This is a genomic window from Neisseria sp. P0008.S002, from assembly GCF_051962805.1.
Classification (GTDB): domain Bacteria; phylum Pseudomonadota; class Gammaproteobacteria; order Burkholderiales; family Neisseriaceae; genus Neisseria; species Neisseria perflava.
The window spans coordinates 48,968-63,086 of record NZ_JBQCUY010000003.1 but is presented as its reverse complement, the minus strand read 5'-3'; the positions used below and the strand labels follow the sequence as shown (position 1 = coordinate 63,086).

Sequence of the window (14,119 nt, the reverse complement as noted above, 5' to 3'; positions counted from 1 at the left end):
TAGTAAATATAGTTGAAATAGTGTGTGATTGAGGTATACGTGAAAAGAGTCGGCTTTGGTATTTCTTGAGAAAACAAAAAAACGCCGCATTTCTGCGGCGTTTTGCTACTAAGTATTAATGAGCACTTTCTTGCAATGCCAAGTCTACACGCTCACGCAACTCTTTACCCGGTTTGAAGTGAGGAACATGCTTTTCAGGCACTTCCACGCGTTCGCCGGTTTTCGGGTTGCGCCCGATACGGGCAGGGCGGTGGTTCAAGTCGAAGCTGCCGAAACCGCGGATTTCGATACGTTGTCCACGAGCCAGTGAACGGGTCATGGTATCAACCAAGACTTTTACACTGTATTCGACATCTTTAGCCAGCAGTTGGTTGCCATTTTTTTCGGCAAACACTTCTGCAAGGCGAACCATCAATTCAGACTTCGTCATGTCTGCAACCTTATTCTTGGTCGCCGGACAGTTTGGCTTTCAGCAAGTCGCCCAGGCTGGTAGTACCGGCATTGGCAGTTGCAGCGGCGTTAACTGAATTCAGCGCTTCGCGGTTTTCTTTAGCGTCTTTCGCTTTAACAGACAGACGGATGCTGCGGTTTTTGCGGTCAACGGTAACGATAACGGCTTCAACTTCGTCGCCTTCTTTCAGTTTGGTAGTCAGGTCTTCAACGCGGTCAGCAGCGAATTCAGAAGCAGGCAGGTAGCCTTCAACTTCTTCAGACAGAGCGACTACGGCACCTTTGGCGTCAACAGATTTCACAGAACCTTTAACCAAAGAACCTTTGTCGTTTACGCTGATGAAGTTGCCGAACGGATCACCTTCCAGTTGTTTGATACCCAAAGAGATACGTTCTTTTTCAACGTCGATGGCCAATACAACGGCTTCAACTTCTTCGCCTTTTTTGTATTTGCGTACAGCTTCTTCGCCGGCTTCAGTCCAAGACAGGTCGGACAAGTGAACCAGGCCGTCGATGCCGCCAGGCAGACCTACGAATACGCCGAAGTCAGTGATAGATTTAACTGCGCCGGAGATTTTGTCGCCTTTGTTGTGGTTGGCGGCAAATTCTTCCCAAGGGTTAGCTTGGCATTGTTTCATACCCAAAGAGATACGGCGGCGGTCTTCGTCGATTTCCAGGATCATTACTTCAACTTCGTCACCCAATTGAACAACTTTGCTTGGGTGTACGTTTTTGTTGGTCCAATCCATTTCGGAAACGTGTACCAAACCTTCGATGCCTTGTTCGATCTCAACGAATGCACCGTAGTCAGTCAGGTTGGATACTTTACCGAACAGGCGGGTACCTTGTGGGTAACGACGGGTCAGGCCGCTCCAAGGATCTTCGCCCAGTTGTTTCATACCCAAGGAAACACGTTGTTTGTCTTGGTCGAATTTCAGGACTTTAGCTTCTACTTCTTGACCAACTTCCAAAACTTCGCTTGGGTGTTTTACACGGCGCCATGCCAAGTCGGTAATGTGCAACAGACCGTCGATGCCGCCCAAGTCAACGAATGCACCGTAATCGGTGATGTTTTTAACGATACCTTTGATAACTGAACCTTCTTGCAGGTTTTCCAGCAAGGCTTTGCGTTCTTCGCCCAAAGTAGCTTCCAGAACAGCGCGGCGGGACACAACAACGTTGTTGCGTTTTTTGTCCAGTTTGATCACTTTGAATTCAATTTCTTTGCCTTCGAAGTGAGAAGTGTCTTTTACAGGACGTACATCAACCAAAGAACCCGGCAGGAATGCGCGGATGCTGTTGATCATAACAGTCAGACCACCTTTGACTTTGCCATTGATAACGCCAGACAGGATGTCGCCGTTTTCCATAGCTTCTTCCAAAGCGATCCAGTCGGCAGCACGTTTGGCTTTTTCGCGGGACAGTTTGGTTTCGCCGAAGCCGTTTTCAACAGATTCGATGGTAACGGTAACGAAATCGCCAACTTTAACTTCAATCTCGCCCTGAGCGTTTTTGAATTCAGCAACATCAATCAGAGATTCTGATTTCAGACCTGCGTTAACGGTAACGAAGTTTTGATCGATGCCGACTACTTCGGCAGTAATCACTTCACCTGGGTTCATCTCTTGCAGGGTAAAGCTTTCTTCCAGCAGCTGGGCAAAATTTTCCATAGTCATATATACTCTTTTCGGTACACCGCCAAGGGGTGCGGGTTAGGTTTGAAATGACCTGCCGTCCTTGGCGCGGCAGGTTGGGAAATGTTTTCAGACGGCCTTGTTATAGGGTTAACAGGCCGTCTGAAATGAAAACTTCGCGATTATACTCCAAATTTTAAACTTTATGATACCAATCAAGCACTTTTTTTACAGCTTCTTCGATAGAAAGGTTATCAGTATCTAAAAGCAGGGCATCGGGCAGCTGTTTCAACGGAGCAACAGGGCGGCGGCGGTCTGCTTCGTCGCGCGCTTCAATGTCCGACAAAATACGCTCGAATGCAACGCCTTCGCATGGGATACCGAGTTGTTTGGCACGACGTTGGGCGCGGACATTGGCACTTGCGGTCAGGAAAATTTTTAATGCGGCATCAGGGAAAATAACCGAGCCGATATCGCGGCCGTCGGCGACCAAGCCTTTTTCGGTTAGGAAGTCGCGTTGGCGTTGCAAAAGGGCAGTACGCACTTTAGGCAACTGCGCGACGGCAGATGCGCCCATGCCAATCGCTTCGGTACGGATTTGCTCGGATACATCATCGCCGTTTAATAATACAACGCTGCCTTCAAATTGTGCGGGCAAGGTTTCTGCCAGTGTGCTGACGGCATCTTCATCTGTCCAAGCGACATTTTGTTTTTGTGCATAAAGCGCAGTCAGGCGGTAAAGCGCACCGGAGTCGAGGTAAAGAAAACCCAAGGCTTCGGCTACGCGTGAGGCAACCGTCCCTTTACCGGATGCGCTGGGACCGTCGATGGCGATGACTTTTTGCTTGAGGCTCATGTGTTCTCCTGAATGCGATAGGTATTTGAATTAACCGTTTATTATACGTTGCTTTGGCCGTCTGAAAACGAAAATTTTTGTGTGATTTAGATTTGAGGGGAAAGTGGCTCGGCCTTATCGGGTATAATGGCCAAAATCATAATTTAACCGCTTTATCTGATTGTTCGGGCCATCTGAAATAACGGGTCGGGAATGGTCTTAGAATTTAGAAACATTATGTTACAAACCGATAATCTTACTTCTGCACAACCTCAGCGCATTATCACTGCTCAAAATATTTCCGCTCAGGAAGAATTGCTTGAACGCGCTTTACGTCCGAAAACTTTAGACGACTATATCGGACAGGATAAAGCAAAAGAGCAGTTGGCTATTTTTATTCAGGCAGCGAAAAAACGTGGCGAAGCGCTTGACCACACTTTGCTGTTTGGTCCTCCGGGTTTGGGCAAAACTACTTTGGCACACATTATCGCCAAAGAGTTAGGCGTTAATTTGCGCCAAACCAGCGGCCCGGTTTTGGAACGTGCCGGCGACCTTGCAGCCTTGTTGACCAACCTCGAGCCGCATGATGTGCTGTTTATTGATGAAATCCACCGCTTAAGCCCTGTGGTTGAAGAAATCCTTTATCCTGCGCTTGAAGATTATCAGTTGGACATCATGATAGGCGAGGGGCCGGCCGCGCGTTCGGTCAAAATCGATTTGCCGCCGTTTACATTGGTAGGCGCGACGACCCGTGCCGGTATGCTGACCAATCCTTTGCGCGACCGTTTCGGTATCGTGTCCCGATTAGAGTTTTATCAGAATAAAGATTTGGCGACTATTGTTGCTCGTTCTGCCCAGTTGTTGCAGTTGGATATGGGCGACGAGGGTGCGATGGAAGTGGCCAAGCGCAGCCGCGGTACGCCGCGTATTGCCAACCGCCTTTTGCGACGTGTACGCGATTATGCCGATGTGAAAAACAACGGCGTCATTGATGCGGAAATTGCCGATGCTGCCTTGAGTATGCTGGATGTGGACGGTCAGGGTTTGGATGTGATGGACAGGAAATTCCTTGAGGCGATTCTGCACAAGTTCAGCGGCGGTCCTGTCGGTTTGGAAAACGTGGCTGCTGCGATTGGCGAATCAACCGATACCATCGAAGATGTGATTGAACCATATCTGATTCAGCAGGGCTTTTTGCAGCGTACACCGCGCGGACGCGTAGCAACCGAACGAGCCTATCTGCATTTCGGTTTGAAGGTTCAAGAATAATAATGAAGGCCGTCTGAAAACTGCTTTCAGACGGCCTGATACTTTCAATTTCATATGATTGTCGGCAAATATCTGCCGATAATCGGTTAAAATGTCCCTCTTTTCTTTTTTGAAGTTTCCCCATGAATATCTTATCCGTAGAAAATGCTTCTTTTGCCGTCGGCCATGTCGCCTTGCTCGACAAAACTTCTTTTCAACTCGACAGCGGCGAGAAAATCGGTTTAATCGGCCGCAACGGTGCGGGTAAGTCTTCGTTTTTAAAAATTCTCGCCGGTGTGCAAAAGCTCGACGATGGGCAGATTATTGTTCAAAACAACCTCAAAATCGTTTATGTACCGCAGGAATCCTTTTTTGATAAGGACGCAACCGTATTTGATACCGTTGCCGAAGGATTGGGAGAAATTCGCAATTTATTGCGCCGTTATCATCATGTCAGCCATGAGTTGGAAAATGGTTCGAGTGAGGCTTTATTGAAAGAACTCAACGAATTACAACTCGAAATTGAAGCGAAGGACGGCTGGAAGCTGAATGCGGCAGTCAAGCAGACTTTGGGGGAACTCGGTTTGCCGGAAAACGAAAAAATCGGCAACCTATCCGGCGGTCAGAAAAAGCGTGTCGCTTTGGCGCAGGCTTGGGTGCAAAAGCCCGACGTATTGCTGCTGGACGAGCCGACCAACCATTTGGATATTGACGCAATTATTTGGCTGGAAAATCTGCTTAAAGCGTTTGAAGGCAGCTTGGTCGTGATTACCCACGACCGCCGTTTTCTGGACAACATCGCCACGCGCATCGTCGAACTAGACCGCGGCATTCTGCGCTCCTATCCTGGCTCGTTCTCCAAATACAGCGAGAAAAAAGCGCAAGAGTTGGCGGTTGAAGCAGAACACAACCGCCTCTTCGACAAATTTCATGCTCAGGAAGAAGCGTGGATACGTAAAGGCATCGAAGCGCGCCGTACCCGTAATGAAGGCCGCGTGCGCCGTTTGGAAGAACTGCGCCGCCAGCGCGCCGAACGCCGCAACGTACAAGGGCAGGTTAACTTTAAGCTCGACAGCGGCGAAAAAAGCGGCAAAATCATCGCCGAGCTGGAACACGCTTCGTTTGCCTATGGTGACAAAGTCATCATGGACAAATTCTCCGCCATCTTGCAGCGCGGCGACAAAATCGGCTTAATCGGTCCAAACGGCATCGGCAAAACCACCTTCCTCAAGCTGATTTTGGGCGAATTGCAGCCGACCTACGGCAGAATCCGTATCGGCAGTAAACAGGAAGTTGCTTATTTCGACCAGTTCCGCAGCGCGTTGAATGAAAACGACACTGTGTTTTACACGCTCGGACAGGGCAACGATTACGTTGAAGTCGGTGGTAAGAAAAAGCATGTGATGAGCTATTTGGAAGATTTCCTGTTCCATCCAGCTCGCGCACAAAGTCCCGTCTCATCGCTTTCCGGCGGTGAACGCAACCGCCTCCTGCTGGCAAAACTCTTCACCCGCCCCGCCAATATCCTGGTCTTGGACGAACCGACCAACGACTTGGACATTGATACCCAAGAGCTGCTTGAAGACCTACTGCGCGATTATCAAGGCACGGTATTCCTTGTCTCGCATGACCGTATGTTCTTGGATAATGTGATTACCCAAAGCATTGTTTTCGAAGGACAAGGCCGTCTGAAAGAATACATCGGCGGCTATCAGGACTATATCGACGCAAAATCGCGGGAAGAGAAAATTCAGACGGCCTCTGCGCCTAAAGCGGCTGCCGAGCCTGAAAAAATCAAACCTAAAGCCAACCGCACGGTCAAACTTTCCTACAAAGAACAGCGTGAACTCGATGCCCTGCCTGATGAAATCGCCGCTTTGGAAACCGAGCAGGCTGAAATCAATACCCAGCTTTCCGATCCTGAAATTTTCAAAGATTACGAAAAAGCAGGTGCATTGCAAAGCAGGGCTGAAGAAATCGAGATGTCGCTTTTGGAAAAGCTGGAACGCTGGGAATGGCTGGAAGCGAAACAAAATGGAGAAGCGGTTTAAATTGGGAGTTTTGTCCCAAAGTAGGGCAGATATTTTTCTAAATCATGCCGTCTGAACCCCGAATATTCAAAAACAAGGTCTACAACCAACATGAAAAAAGTCGAGAAAAACGTATTGGTGCTGCATAGCGCTAAGGAAATGTTTGAGCTGGTGGACAAAGTTGAGGACTATCCAAAATTTTTGCCGTGGTACAGCAAGACCGAAGTCATCGAACGTAAAGGCAATGAGCTAAAAGCGCGCCTGTTTATGGACTATATGCGCGTCAAGCAGTCATTTGCGACGCACAACCACAATATCCCGGGGCAGGAAATCCGCATGGATTTGCTCGAAGGGCCGTTTAAAACCCTGCGCGGCACTTGGAAATTTATCGACTTGGGCGATGATATGTGCAAAGTCGAATTCAGATTAGAATACGATTTCTCCAATGCCGTACTCTCTGCCATGATTTCCCCGGTATTCGGCCATCTCGCCGGCACGCTGGTGGATGCTTTTATTAAAGAGGCCGACCGCCGCTATGCTTGAGATTGAAATTGTTTACGGACTGGCCGATAGGCAAGTGTTGAAGGGTATGACCGTTGCCGAAGGAACAACCGTACGCGAAGCTGCCCGACAAAGCGGTTTGGAGATAGAGTTTCCGGAATTGGATTTACAGCAAGCGCCTTTGGGTATTTTCGGCAAGGCTGTGAAAGACGAAACAGCGTTGCGCGATGGCGATCGGATTGAGGTTTATCGCCCATTGTTGATTGATCCGAAAGAAGCGCGACGTAAACGCGCTGGGCAAGAATAAATCAAAGGCCGTCTGAAACTTTTTCAGACGGCCTGTCAAACTGAAAGAACAGTAATGAGCTTGAAAATTAAATTAATTGTCGGTTTGGGCAATCCAGGCCAAGAATACGAACAAACGCGCCACAATGTCGGCTTTTGGCTGTTGGACGAACTGGCATGGAAATGGAAAGTCAATTTTAAAGACGAAAAGAAATTTTACGGCGAAGTAGCGCGCGCCACTACGCCTGATGGTGATGTTTGGCTGCTCAAACCCATGACCTTTATGAACCGCTCCGGTCAGGCAGTAGCCGCTTTGGCTCAGTTTTACAAAATCAAGCCGGAGGAAATCTTGGTGGTTCATGACGAGCTGGATATTCCATGCGGCCGTATCAAATTCAAACTTGGCGGCGGCAACGGCGGACACAACGGCCTCAAAGACATTCAGGCTCGCTTGGGTACGCCTAATTTCTACCGCCTGCGCTTGGGTATTGATCATCCGGGCGACCGTAATCTGGTTGTCGGTTATGTGTTGAATAAACCGTCGGCGGAACACAGACAGCAAATTGATGATTCCATCGCCAAATCCCTGCAAGGATTGCCGGCCGTGTTGAATGGCGAATGGGAAGAAGCAACACGTTTTTTACACAGTAAGTAGCGTACCCAAACCAAACCAAACGGGTAGCCTTGCACATCATGTTCAGACGGCCTGAAAACAGGCAGTGTGATCTGACTAGTGATAAACGAATCAAAGAAACAGTAAATATGAACGAACTGACCAGTCTTATGCAGACCGAAGCCCCAGGCATTGTTGGCGAAACATTAGACTTCTGCCTTTACGAATGCAGTATTGAAGATGCCCCGGATGCAGAAGAAGTGGCACAATGGCGTGATATTTTGAAGGCGCGGGGTGGGAAATTTGTCCGCTTGGCAGATATCTGCCAAACATGGTTGGATGAAGAGGCCGATAAATGAAAGCCTTGCCGTTAAACAAATTTACTGTCGCTGCCTTGATTTGGTTTGCCGCCGCCATTTATGCCTTACTTTTCAAAGAGGGCGGCAATAGCGCTCCACCATTCCCTCATTTTGATAAAGTCGGCCATTTCGGGCTGTTCTTCGGTCAGGCATGGTTGTGTGCAAAAATATTTATTCAAGACAATAGGACTATTCCCTATAAAGGCATTCTGTTTGCCGCTTTATTGTTTGCCATAGGAAGCGAGCTGGCTCAGGCATTTCTGACTGCTACGCGCCAAGGTTCGATCGCGGACGGCATTGCCGATATGGCAGGTACGGCTGCGGCACTGTGGTTTGCAGAAAAAATAAAAGCAGCAAAAAGTTAGACATATTTAAAAAACTTAAAGGCCGTCTGAAATCCTGAGAAATAGGTTTCAAACGGCCTTTTGTTACTTGATGTATGAAGCGATCGTTGCTTTATACCAAATATTTAAAAATTAGAATTTTACGCGTACACCGGCAGATACTTCGTGGGATTGAATTTTGGTCTCTTCAAAATTGCCCCAATAGTTGTAGCGATAGCCAGCATCTAAAGCAACATTAGGCGTTACTTCGTAGCTTACACCAGCCAATGCACCAATACCCATTTTGGTTTTTCGTGAATGTTCTGTATAGTGAAAACCAGGGTCGGCTTCATCAGAATTTAATGAAACGCGATTAATACCTAAACGAGCACCAACGTAGGGCTTAACAGGTGTATTAGTATTGAAGTCATAGATTGCTGAAACGCCAATACTTTGAAATTTCAGTTTGTAATATAAGTGACTGTCATCCTCGTATTCACCTCTTTCAATAGATTTATGATGTGTATAGTCTGCTGCAACACGGAAGTCACCAAAATCATAACCAGCAGATAGACGAGGGCTAAAGCCTTTTGCTTTATCAGAGAATTCCTCTTCACCAGAGTTGTCTTTAATCTTAACAGTAGAATAACCAGCATCAGCTTGAACATAAAAACCTTTGGTTGCATCAGCCAATGCAAATGTAGGCAGGGAAAGAGCAATCAGTGTTACCAGAACTTTTTTCATTGTTTTGTCCTTAATGTAGGATTAGGAGTAGTGGATAATCGCCGGGGTTGGTCGTTCCCAACAATTATTCAGATTGTATTTTCTTGTCGTAAATTAAGCAAATCTAAAAATGTTTTAACTGTTGTAAAAAAGCACTTATAAAAAACACTGTAACAAGTCGTTTAAGAACAAACGGCCTTGCTCGGTCGGGCGGAACACGGTCGGATCTGATTCAAGCAGGCCTTTTTGTCTGGCGGTTTCGATTTGAGCCATGATTTTTGCAGTGGGGACGCCGGTACGTTCCTGCAACATTGCAGCAGGTACGCCATCGGTCAGGCGCAGGGCGTTCATCATGAACTCGAATGGAAGGTCTTCGGAAGCAACGGTTTTGTGCTCAACTGCTTCATGCGGATTGCCCTGCATAGCGGCAAGATAGTCGTTGGGATGGCGACGGCGGACAGTTCGCTCGATACGGTCGGGATAGGAAATTTTGCCGTGTGCGCCTGCACCTATGCCTAAGTAATCGCCAAACTGCCAGTAGTTCAAATTATGGCGGCACTGCATACCAGGTTTTGCAAAAGCCGATGTTTCGTAGTGGATAAAGCCTGCGCTTTCTAATGCACCGTGTACAGCATCTTCAATATCCAACGCCGCTTCATCTTGCGGTAATCCTTTTGGCGGCGTATGACCGAAAGGCGTGTTCGGTTCCATTGTCAGATGATATGCGCTGATATGCGATACGCCTGTTGCAATAGCGGTTTGCACATCGTTTAGGGCCGTCTGAACCGTTTGGTTTGGCAGGGCATACATCAAATCAATATTGACTTTATCAAATAATTTCAATGCAGTATCAATGGCTGTCAGTGCTTCTTTGCCGTTGTGAACGCGTCCCAATCGAGCAAGCATATCGTCGTTAAAACTTTGTACGCCGATAGACAGGCGCGTAATACCTGCGTCTTTAAATCCTTGAAACTTCTCAATTTCAAATGTGCCGGGGTTCGCTTCTAAAGTAATTTCCGCTTCGGGTTGCAAGCGCAACAGCGAACGCACGCCACTTAACAAACGGTCAATTGATTCCGCTTGAAACAGGCTGGGTGTGCCGCCGCCGAAGAATATCGTTTCTATCGGTCTGCCCCAAATATTGGGTAACTCAAGCTGCAAGTCGGTTAATAGGGCATCGATATAGGCTTCTTCCGGCAGGCCGTTTTTCAGGCTGTGGGAATTGAAGTCGCAATATGGACATTTTTTGATGCACCAAGGAATATGGATATAGAGTGATAAAGGAGGCAGGGCGGTTAGCTGGCCGGGGCGTTGGAAAGTGATTTGGGTCATGGTATGTGTTGAGGCTCAAGGCCGTCTGAAATTTTTAGGCCGTTATTTTAACTGAAATGTCGGCCGGGAAAGTAATCAGTAGGAAATTTGCGCAGTCTAAGCGCTCAAAAAAGCTTCAATTTCTTCTTCTGATAATTTGGAATTGCAGACAAATTTTATTTTGCCTTGTGAGATGTTGAGTAATGCGGGAACAGTTTTGATGCCGTGTTGTTCACGAAAAGTCTTTAAAGCTGCTTTGTTGCTGCTGTCTGTAAAGCGGATAGTAAGCTGCTTGTTTAAGGAAACGGTAAATAGTTTTGCAACAAAACGGCGACAGTATGAACAGCTTGGTTTGCCTAAAAAGACGATAGCAGTTTCTTGACTATCAATGAGTTGCAGAAGTTCGTCAGGTGTGGTTGGGATGAAGGCAGCGACGTGTTTTGCAAAGGCTGCCAATTCTTCAGGCGAGGGTTTGGGCATGGGAATGAATGTGAGGTAGGCCGTCTGAAGGTTTCAGACGGCCTGTTATTGATTTATAAGGATTCGATTTTTCTTAACAATTCACGCAAAGCTTGGGCGCGGTGGCTTTCGGCATTTTTGATTTCAGGATCAAGCTCGGCAGCGGTGCAACCGTGTTCGGCCAGATAGAAATGCGGGTCGTAGCCGAAGCCGTTTGTGCCGGCTGCTTCTGCCTGCCATTGTCCGCGCCAGATGCCTTCGGCGATAATGGGTTGCGGGTCGTTTTCGTGGCGGACGAGGACGAGTACGCAGACGTAGTAGCAGCTTTTATCGTCTTTATCGGCAAGATCGGCAGAGAGTTTGGCGTTGTTTGCGGCATCGGATTTAGGGTTTTCGCCTGCATAACGTGCGGAGAAAATGCCGGGTGCGCCGTTTAAGGCGTTGGTGCAGATGCCGGAGTCGTCGGCAAGTGCCGGTAAGCCGCTGTATTTGGCGGCATGACGTGCTTTAGCCAGGGCATTTTCAACAAAGGTATGGTACGGTTCGGGACATTCGGGCGTATTGAACTGCGATTGCGGCAGGACTTCGATGTTTAAGTCGGCAAAGAGGCGGGAAAATTCTTTGAGTTTGCCTGCGTTGCCACTGGCAAGGACGATTTTTTCAAACATGGTTTTTCCTTAATGGTTTTCGGTTTGCTGCATACGAGCAATTTGTGCGCGTGCTTTGTGGCGGATGTAAAGGGCAAGGCTGCCGATTTGGGCAAAAACGGCGGCAAAGGCAAACAGAAAGGTGGCAACGGCAAATTGTTTGCTGTGAATGCTTAGAAGATAAGCGCCCAACAGAATCAGTACGATAAACATCAGGGTAAACAGGGCGGTCAGGAGCAGATAGGCTTTTTGTCGGGTCATGGCAGCTTGGGTAAGGGGGAAAAATGTTCTGATTATAACGTCAGATTGGGAATTTGAAACCATGCCGGATTCGTTAAAAAGGCCGTCTGAATATTTCAGACGGCCTTAATTTGAATAACTGATTAACGCAATTCTGTGTGCAGGCGGCTCAACAATGTGGAGGCATCGCTGCCTTTGTATGGGCTGCCGTCTTTGTTCAACAGATGGAGGCGTGCGCCATTGTTGATAGGCTCAACATACACGATGATTTCAGGGTACGTTTTTGGCGCTTCTGCTTTGCCTTTGCCAAATACGCGTTTGAACAGGCCCGGTTTTTTATTGGCAACTGCTTCGCCTTCGGTTGGCGCTTGTTGAACCAAGAAGGCGCGGCGTTCGGCATTTTGACCGATAACAGTCAGGCCGATGCGGTCAAGCGCAAGGGCGGTACGGCGCCAGTTGCGGCCGTAATCGCCTGCCAGCAACAGAGTGCCATTGTCCACACGCGCCAATTCAGAAGCATTGCTGCGGGCGGCAACGCTTTGGGTCAGAGCTTGTTCGGCTTGCTGACCGTCAACGCCCAAATATTGCATAAAGCGGGCGAGGAATGCGGCTTCGAGGTTAGGGTCGCTCTCGCTTGGCTGCCACATCGTAGTGTCTTTTTTACGGTCGGCATAAACTTCTTTCATGCCTTTGTGGGCGAAGAAGATGTCGGTCGAACCGTTTTTACCTTGTTCGATGCGGATGATGAACTTGTCGCGTTCGCTGGTAGAGTAGATGCCGCCCAAGCCGACTTTATCCAGCAGACGGCGCAGGCTGTCTTGAGGGATTTTGGCTCGGTTTTCAGCCCACTCGGTTTCCATTTGGCCGATGGCCGGTTCTTCAGATTTGATGTCGAAACCGTTTTCTTGCCAGAACACTTTCAGCAAAGGCCAAATTTCGCGAGGCGATTTGCCTTCGACAACCAACCAGCGTTGGTTGCCGTCACGCTCAAGGCGTACGCCTTTAACGGATTTCAAGACTTCTGCATTTGCAGGCTGCTGTACGGCTTGGGTGCGGCGTTTGTTGAAATCGCTGGCGCGGACGGCGCCGCTGCCTGCCGGTAATTGATAGAGGTTGCCTTGGTCTGGGTTGTTCAAATCAGGTGGTACTTCCAGTTTGACTAGGCGGTGAGATTGACTTTGATAGTCGAGTTTGGGTTGTTCTTTTTTGCTGCCGGAACAGGCAGTCATGCTAATCAGGGCGAGGGCTACTACGATGGGTTTAATATAGGTCATCTTGTTTTCCTGTGGATGGAGTTCTTAACAGGGAGGCCGTCTGAAAAAGGGTGTTTGGGATTCAGACGGCCTTATTTCCGGATCAGATTTGTCCTGATTTTTCCAGAGCGGCTCGGACTTTGGCTTGACCGGCTTCGGTCAGTGCTACCAAAGGCAGGCGAACATGGGGTTCGCATTTGCCCAATAAGCTCAGGCCCCATTTGGGCGCGGCCGGGCTGGGCTCGCAGAACATGGTGTTATAAATTGGGATAAGTTGCTCGTTTAGACGACGGGCGGTCGCAATATCGCCCTCAAGGGCGGCTCGGCACATATCGGCAAAGAGTTTCGGTGCAACGTTGGCTGCAACGGTTACCACGCCATGACCGCCACACAGCATGAAAGGCAGGCCGGTAGGGTCATCGCCGGAGAATACTGCAAAACCTTCAGGAACGCTGTTGATCAATTCGATGTTGTTACCGATATTGCCGCTGGCTTCTTTCACGCCGACGATATTCGGAATCTCGGCCAAACGCAAAATAGTGTCGTTGCTCATGCTGACGACGGTACGGCCGGGAACATTATAGATAACCATCGGAATCGAAGTGGCTTCGGCGATGGCTTTGAAATGTTGGTAAATGCCTTCTTGCGAAGGTTTGTTGTAGTAGGGAACAACAGATAAGGTGTAGTCCGCACCGGCTTGCTTGGCGGCTTTGGAAAGGGCGATGGCTTCGACAGTATTGTTGGCGCCTGTACCGGCGATAACGGGAACGCGCTTGTTGACGTGTTTGACAGTGGCTTCAATAACGGCCAAATGTTCTTCGACAGGCAGGGTGGCTGACTCGCCGGTGGTGCCGACTGCGACGATACCGTCGGTGCCGTTTTCAATGTGCCAGTCGATTAAGTCGTGAAGTTGTTCGTAGTTGATGCTGCCGTCTTGATTCATCGGAGTAATCAGGGCAACCAGACTGCCTTTTAACATACGGAAACCTTTAATTTTATGGTGTGGGTGAATTATGCAGTGGATTGTAGCTTACTTTGTTGTTTGTGTGAAACATATCCGCTATGAGGCTTTGCTGTTTAATGGTGACTTGTCATTATCTTAATGAATAATACATTTTTAAATCATTGGTTTGTTTGTTTTTAGGTAGAAAAATGATGTCAAGAATTAAAATGTGTTAAGGCGGTTTGAGGCCGTCTGAAAACGGCTG

Annotated in this window: 17 protein-coding genes; 7 read left to right on the top strand and 10 right to left on the bottom strand. The window is 48.3% G+C overall.

Annotation, left to right across the window (positions count from 1 at the left end):
* Positions 1 to 115: 115 nt before the first annotated feature.
* From ACTHSA_RS03850 to cmk, 3 genes are all read right to left on the bottom strand, one after another.
* The gene (locus ACTHSA_RS03850) at positions 116 to 430 is read right to left on the bottom strand and encodes an integration host factor subunit beta (RefSeq protein ID WP_003678992.1); all 315 of its coding nucleotides are present in this window, start codon (positions 428 to 430) and stop codon (positions 116 to 118) included.
* A 10-nt stretch (positions 431 to 440) separates the two neighbouring features.
* A complete protein-coding gene (gene rpsA / locus ACTHSA_RS03845) occupies positions 441 to 2,126 on the bottom strand; it encodes a 30S ribosomal protein S1 (protein ID WP_003678994.1) in 1,686 nt (561 codons plus the stop codon).
* A gap of 154 nt (positions 2,127 to 2,280) precedes the next feature.
* On the bottom strand, positions 2,281 to 2,940 hold the full coding sequence (gene cmk / locus ACTHSA_RS03840; protein WP_004519781.1) for a (d)CMP kinase: 660 nt from the start codon (positions 2,938 to 2,940) through the stop codon (positions 2,281 to 2,283).
* A gap of 216 nt (positions 2,941 to 3,156) precedes the next feature.
* Here cmk and ruvB point away from each other — a divergent pair, with 216 nt between their 5' ends.
* From ruvB to ACTHSA_RS03805, 7 genes are all read left to right on the top strand, one after another.
* Positions 3,157 to 4,188, top strand: coding sequence for a Holliday junction branch migration DNA helicase RuvB (gene ruvB, locus ACTHSA_RS03835; protein WP_039862144.1), 1,032 nt, complete (start codon positions 3,157 to 3,159; stop codon positions 4,186 to 4,188).
* Positions 4,189 to 4,310: 122 nt separating this feature from the next.
* A complete protein-coding gene (locus ACTHSA_RS03830) occupies positions 4,311 to 6,218 on the top strand; it encodes an ATP-binding cassette domain-containing protein (RefSeq protein ID WP_440378808.1) in 1,908 nt (635 codons plus the stop codon).
* 90 nt (positions 6,219 to 6,308) lie between these two features.
* Positions 6,309 to 6,740, top strand: coding sequence for a type II toxin-antitoxin system RatA family toxin (locus tag ACTHSA_RS03825; protein ID WP_003683270.1), 432 nt, complete (start codon positions 6,309 to 6,311; stop codon positions 6,738 to 6,740).
* Positions 6,733 to 7,005 carry an RnfH family protein gene (locus tag ACTHSA_RS03820; protein WP_004519778.1) on the top strand — a complete coding sequence of 91 codons (273 nt, stop codon included), beginning with the start codon at positions 6,733 to 6,735 and terminating at the stop codon, positions 7,003 to 7,005. Before ACTHSA_RS03825 ends, ACTHSA_RS03820 begins: the two co-directional genes overlap by 8 nt.
* A 54-nt stretch (positions 7,006 to 7,059) precedes the next feature.
* Positions 7,060 to 7,638, top strand: a complete 579-nt coding sequence (gene pth / locus ACTHSA_RS03815; protein WP_003683307.1) for an aminoacyl-tRNA hydrolase — start codon at positions 7,060 to 7,062, stop codon at positions 7,636 to 7,638.
* Positions 7,639 to 7,745: 107 nt separating this feature from the next.
* Positions 7,746 to 7,955, top strand: a complete 210-nt coding sequence (locus ACTHSA_RS03810; RefSeq protein WP_039862142.1) for a hypothetical protein — start codon at positions 7,746 to 7,748, stop codon at positions 7,953 to 7,955.
* Positions 7,952 to 8,320 (top strand): VanZ family protein, encoded by a 369-nt coding sequence (locus tag ACTHSA_RS03805; RefSeq protein WP_004519776.1) that lies wholly within the window; start codon positions 7,952 to 7,954, stop codon positions 8,318 to 8,320. The genes ACTHSA_RS03810 and ACTHSA_RS03805 overlap by 4 nt, the downstream gene beginning before the upstream one ends.
* 111 nt (positions 8,321 to 8,431) lie before the next feature.
* On the opposite strand, the gene ACTHSA_RS03800 is transcribed toward ACTHSA_RS03805, so the two are convergent.
* The 7 genes from ACTHSA_RS03800 to dapA all read right to left on the bottom strand — a co-directional run bounded on the left by ACTHSA_RS03800 (position 8,432) and on the right by dapA (position 13,890).
* Positions 8,432 to 9,022, bottom strand: a complete 591-nt coding sequence (locus ACTHSA_RS03800) for an opacity family porin (RefSeq protein ID WP_049336597.1) — start codon at positions 9,020 to 9,022, stop codon at positions 8,432 to 8,434.
* A gap of 135 nt (positions 9,023 to 9,157) precedes the next feature.
* Positions 9,158 to 10,333, bottom strand: coding sequence for a radical SAM family heme chaperone HemW (gene hemW / locus ACTHSA_RS03795; protein WP_004519774.1), 1,176 nt, complete (start codon positions 10,331 to 10,333; stop codon positions 9,158 to 9,160).
* A gap of 96 nt (positions 10,334 to 10,429) precedes the next feature.
* Positions 10,430 to 10,792 (bottom strand): hypothetical protein, encoded by a 363-nt coding sequence (locus tag ACTHSA_RS03790; protein ID WP_004519773.1) that lies wholly within the window; start codon positions 10,790 to 10,792, stop codon positions 10,430 to 10,432.
* Positions 10,793 to 10,845: 53 nt separating this feature from the next.
* Positions 10,846 to 11,439, bottom strand: a complete 594-nt coding sequence (gene rdgB / locus ACTHSA_RS03785) for an RdgB/HAM1 family non-canonical purine NTP pyrophosphatase (RefSeq protein WP_004519772.1) — start codon at positions 11,437 to 11,439, stop codon at positions 10,846 to 10,848.
* 9 nt (positions 11,440 to 11,448) lie between these two features.
* Entirely contained in the window at positions 11,449 to 11,679 is a 231-nt protein-coding gene (locus ACTHSA_RS03780; protein WP_039862168.1) for an NGO_0222 family membrane protein, read from the bottom strand.
* Between the two features lie 122 nt (positions 11,680 to 11,801).
* Positions 11,802 to 12,887 (bottom strand): outer membrane protein assembly factor BamC, encoded by a 1,086-nt coding sequence (gene bamC, locus ACTHSA_RS03775; RefSeq protein ID WP_371444233.1) that lies wholly within the window; start codon positions 12,885 to 12,887, stop codon positions 11,802 to 11,804.
* A gap of 127 nt (positions 12,888 to 13,014) precedes the next feature.
* Positions 13,015 to 13,890, bottom strand: a complete 876-nt coding sequence (dapA, locus tag ACTHSA_RS03770) for a 4-hydroxy-tetrahydrodipicolinate synthase (RefSeq protein ID WP_440378807.1) — start codon at positions 13,888 to 13,890, stop codon at positions 13,015 to 13,017.
* Between the last annotated feature and the right edge of the window lie 229 nt (positions 13,891 to 14,119).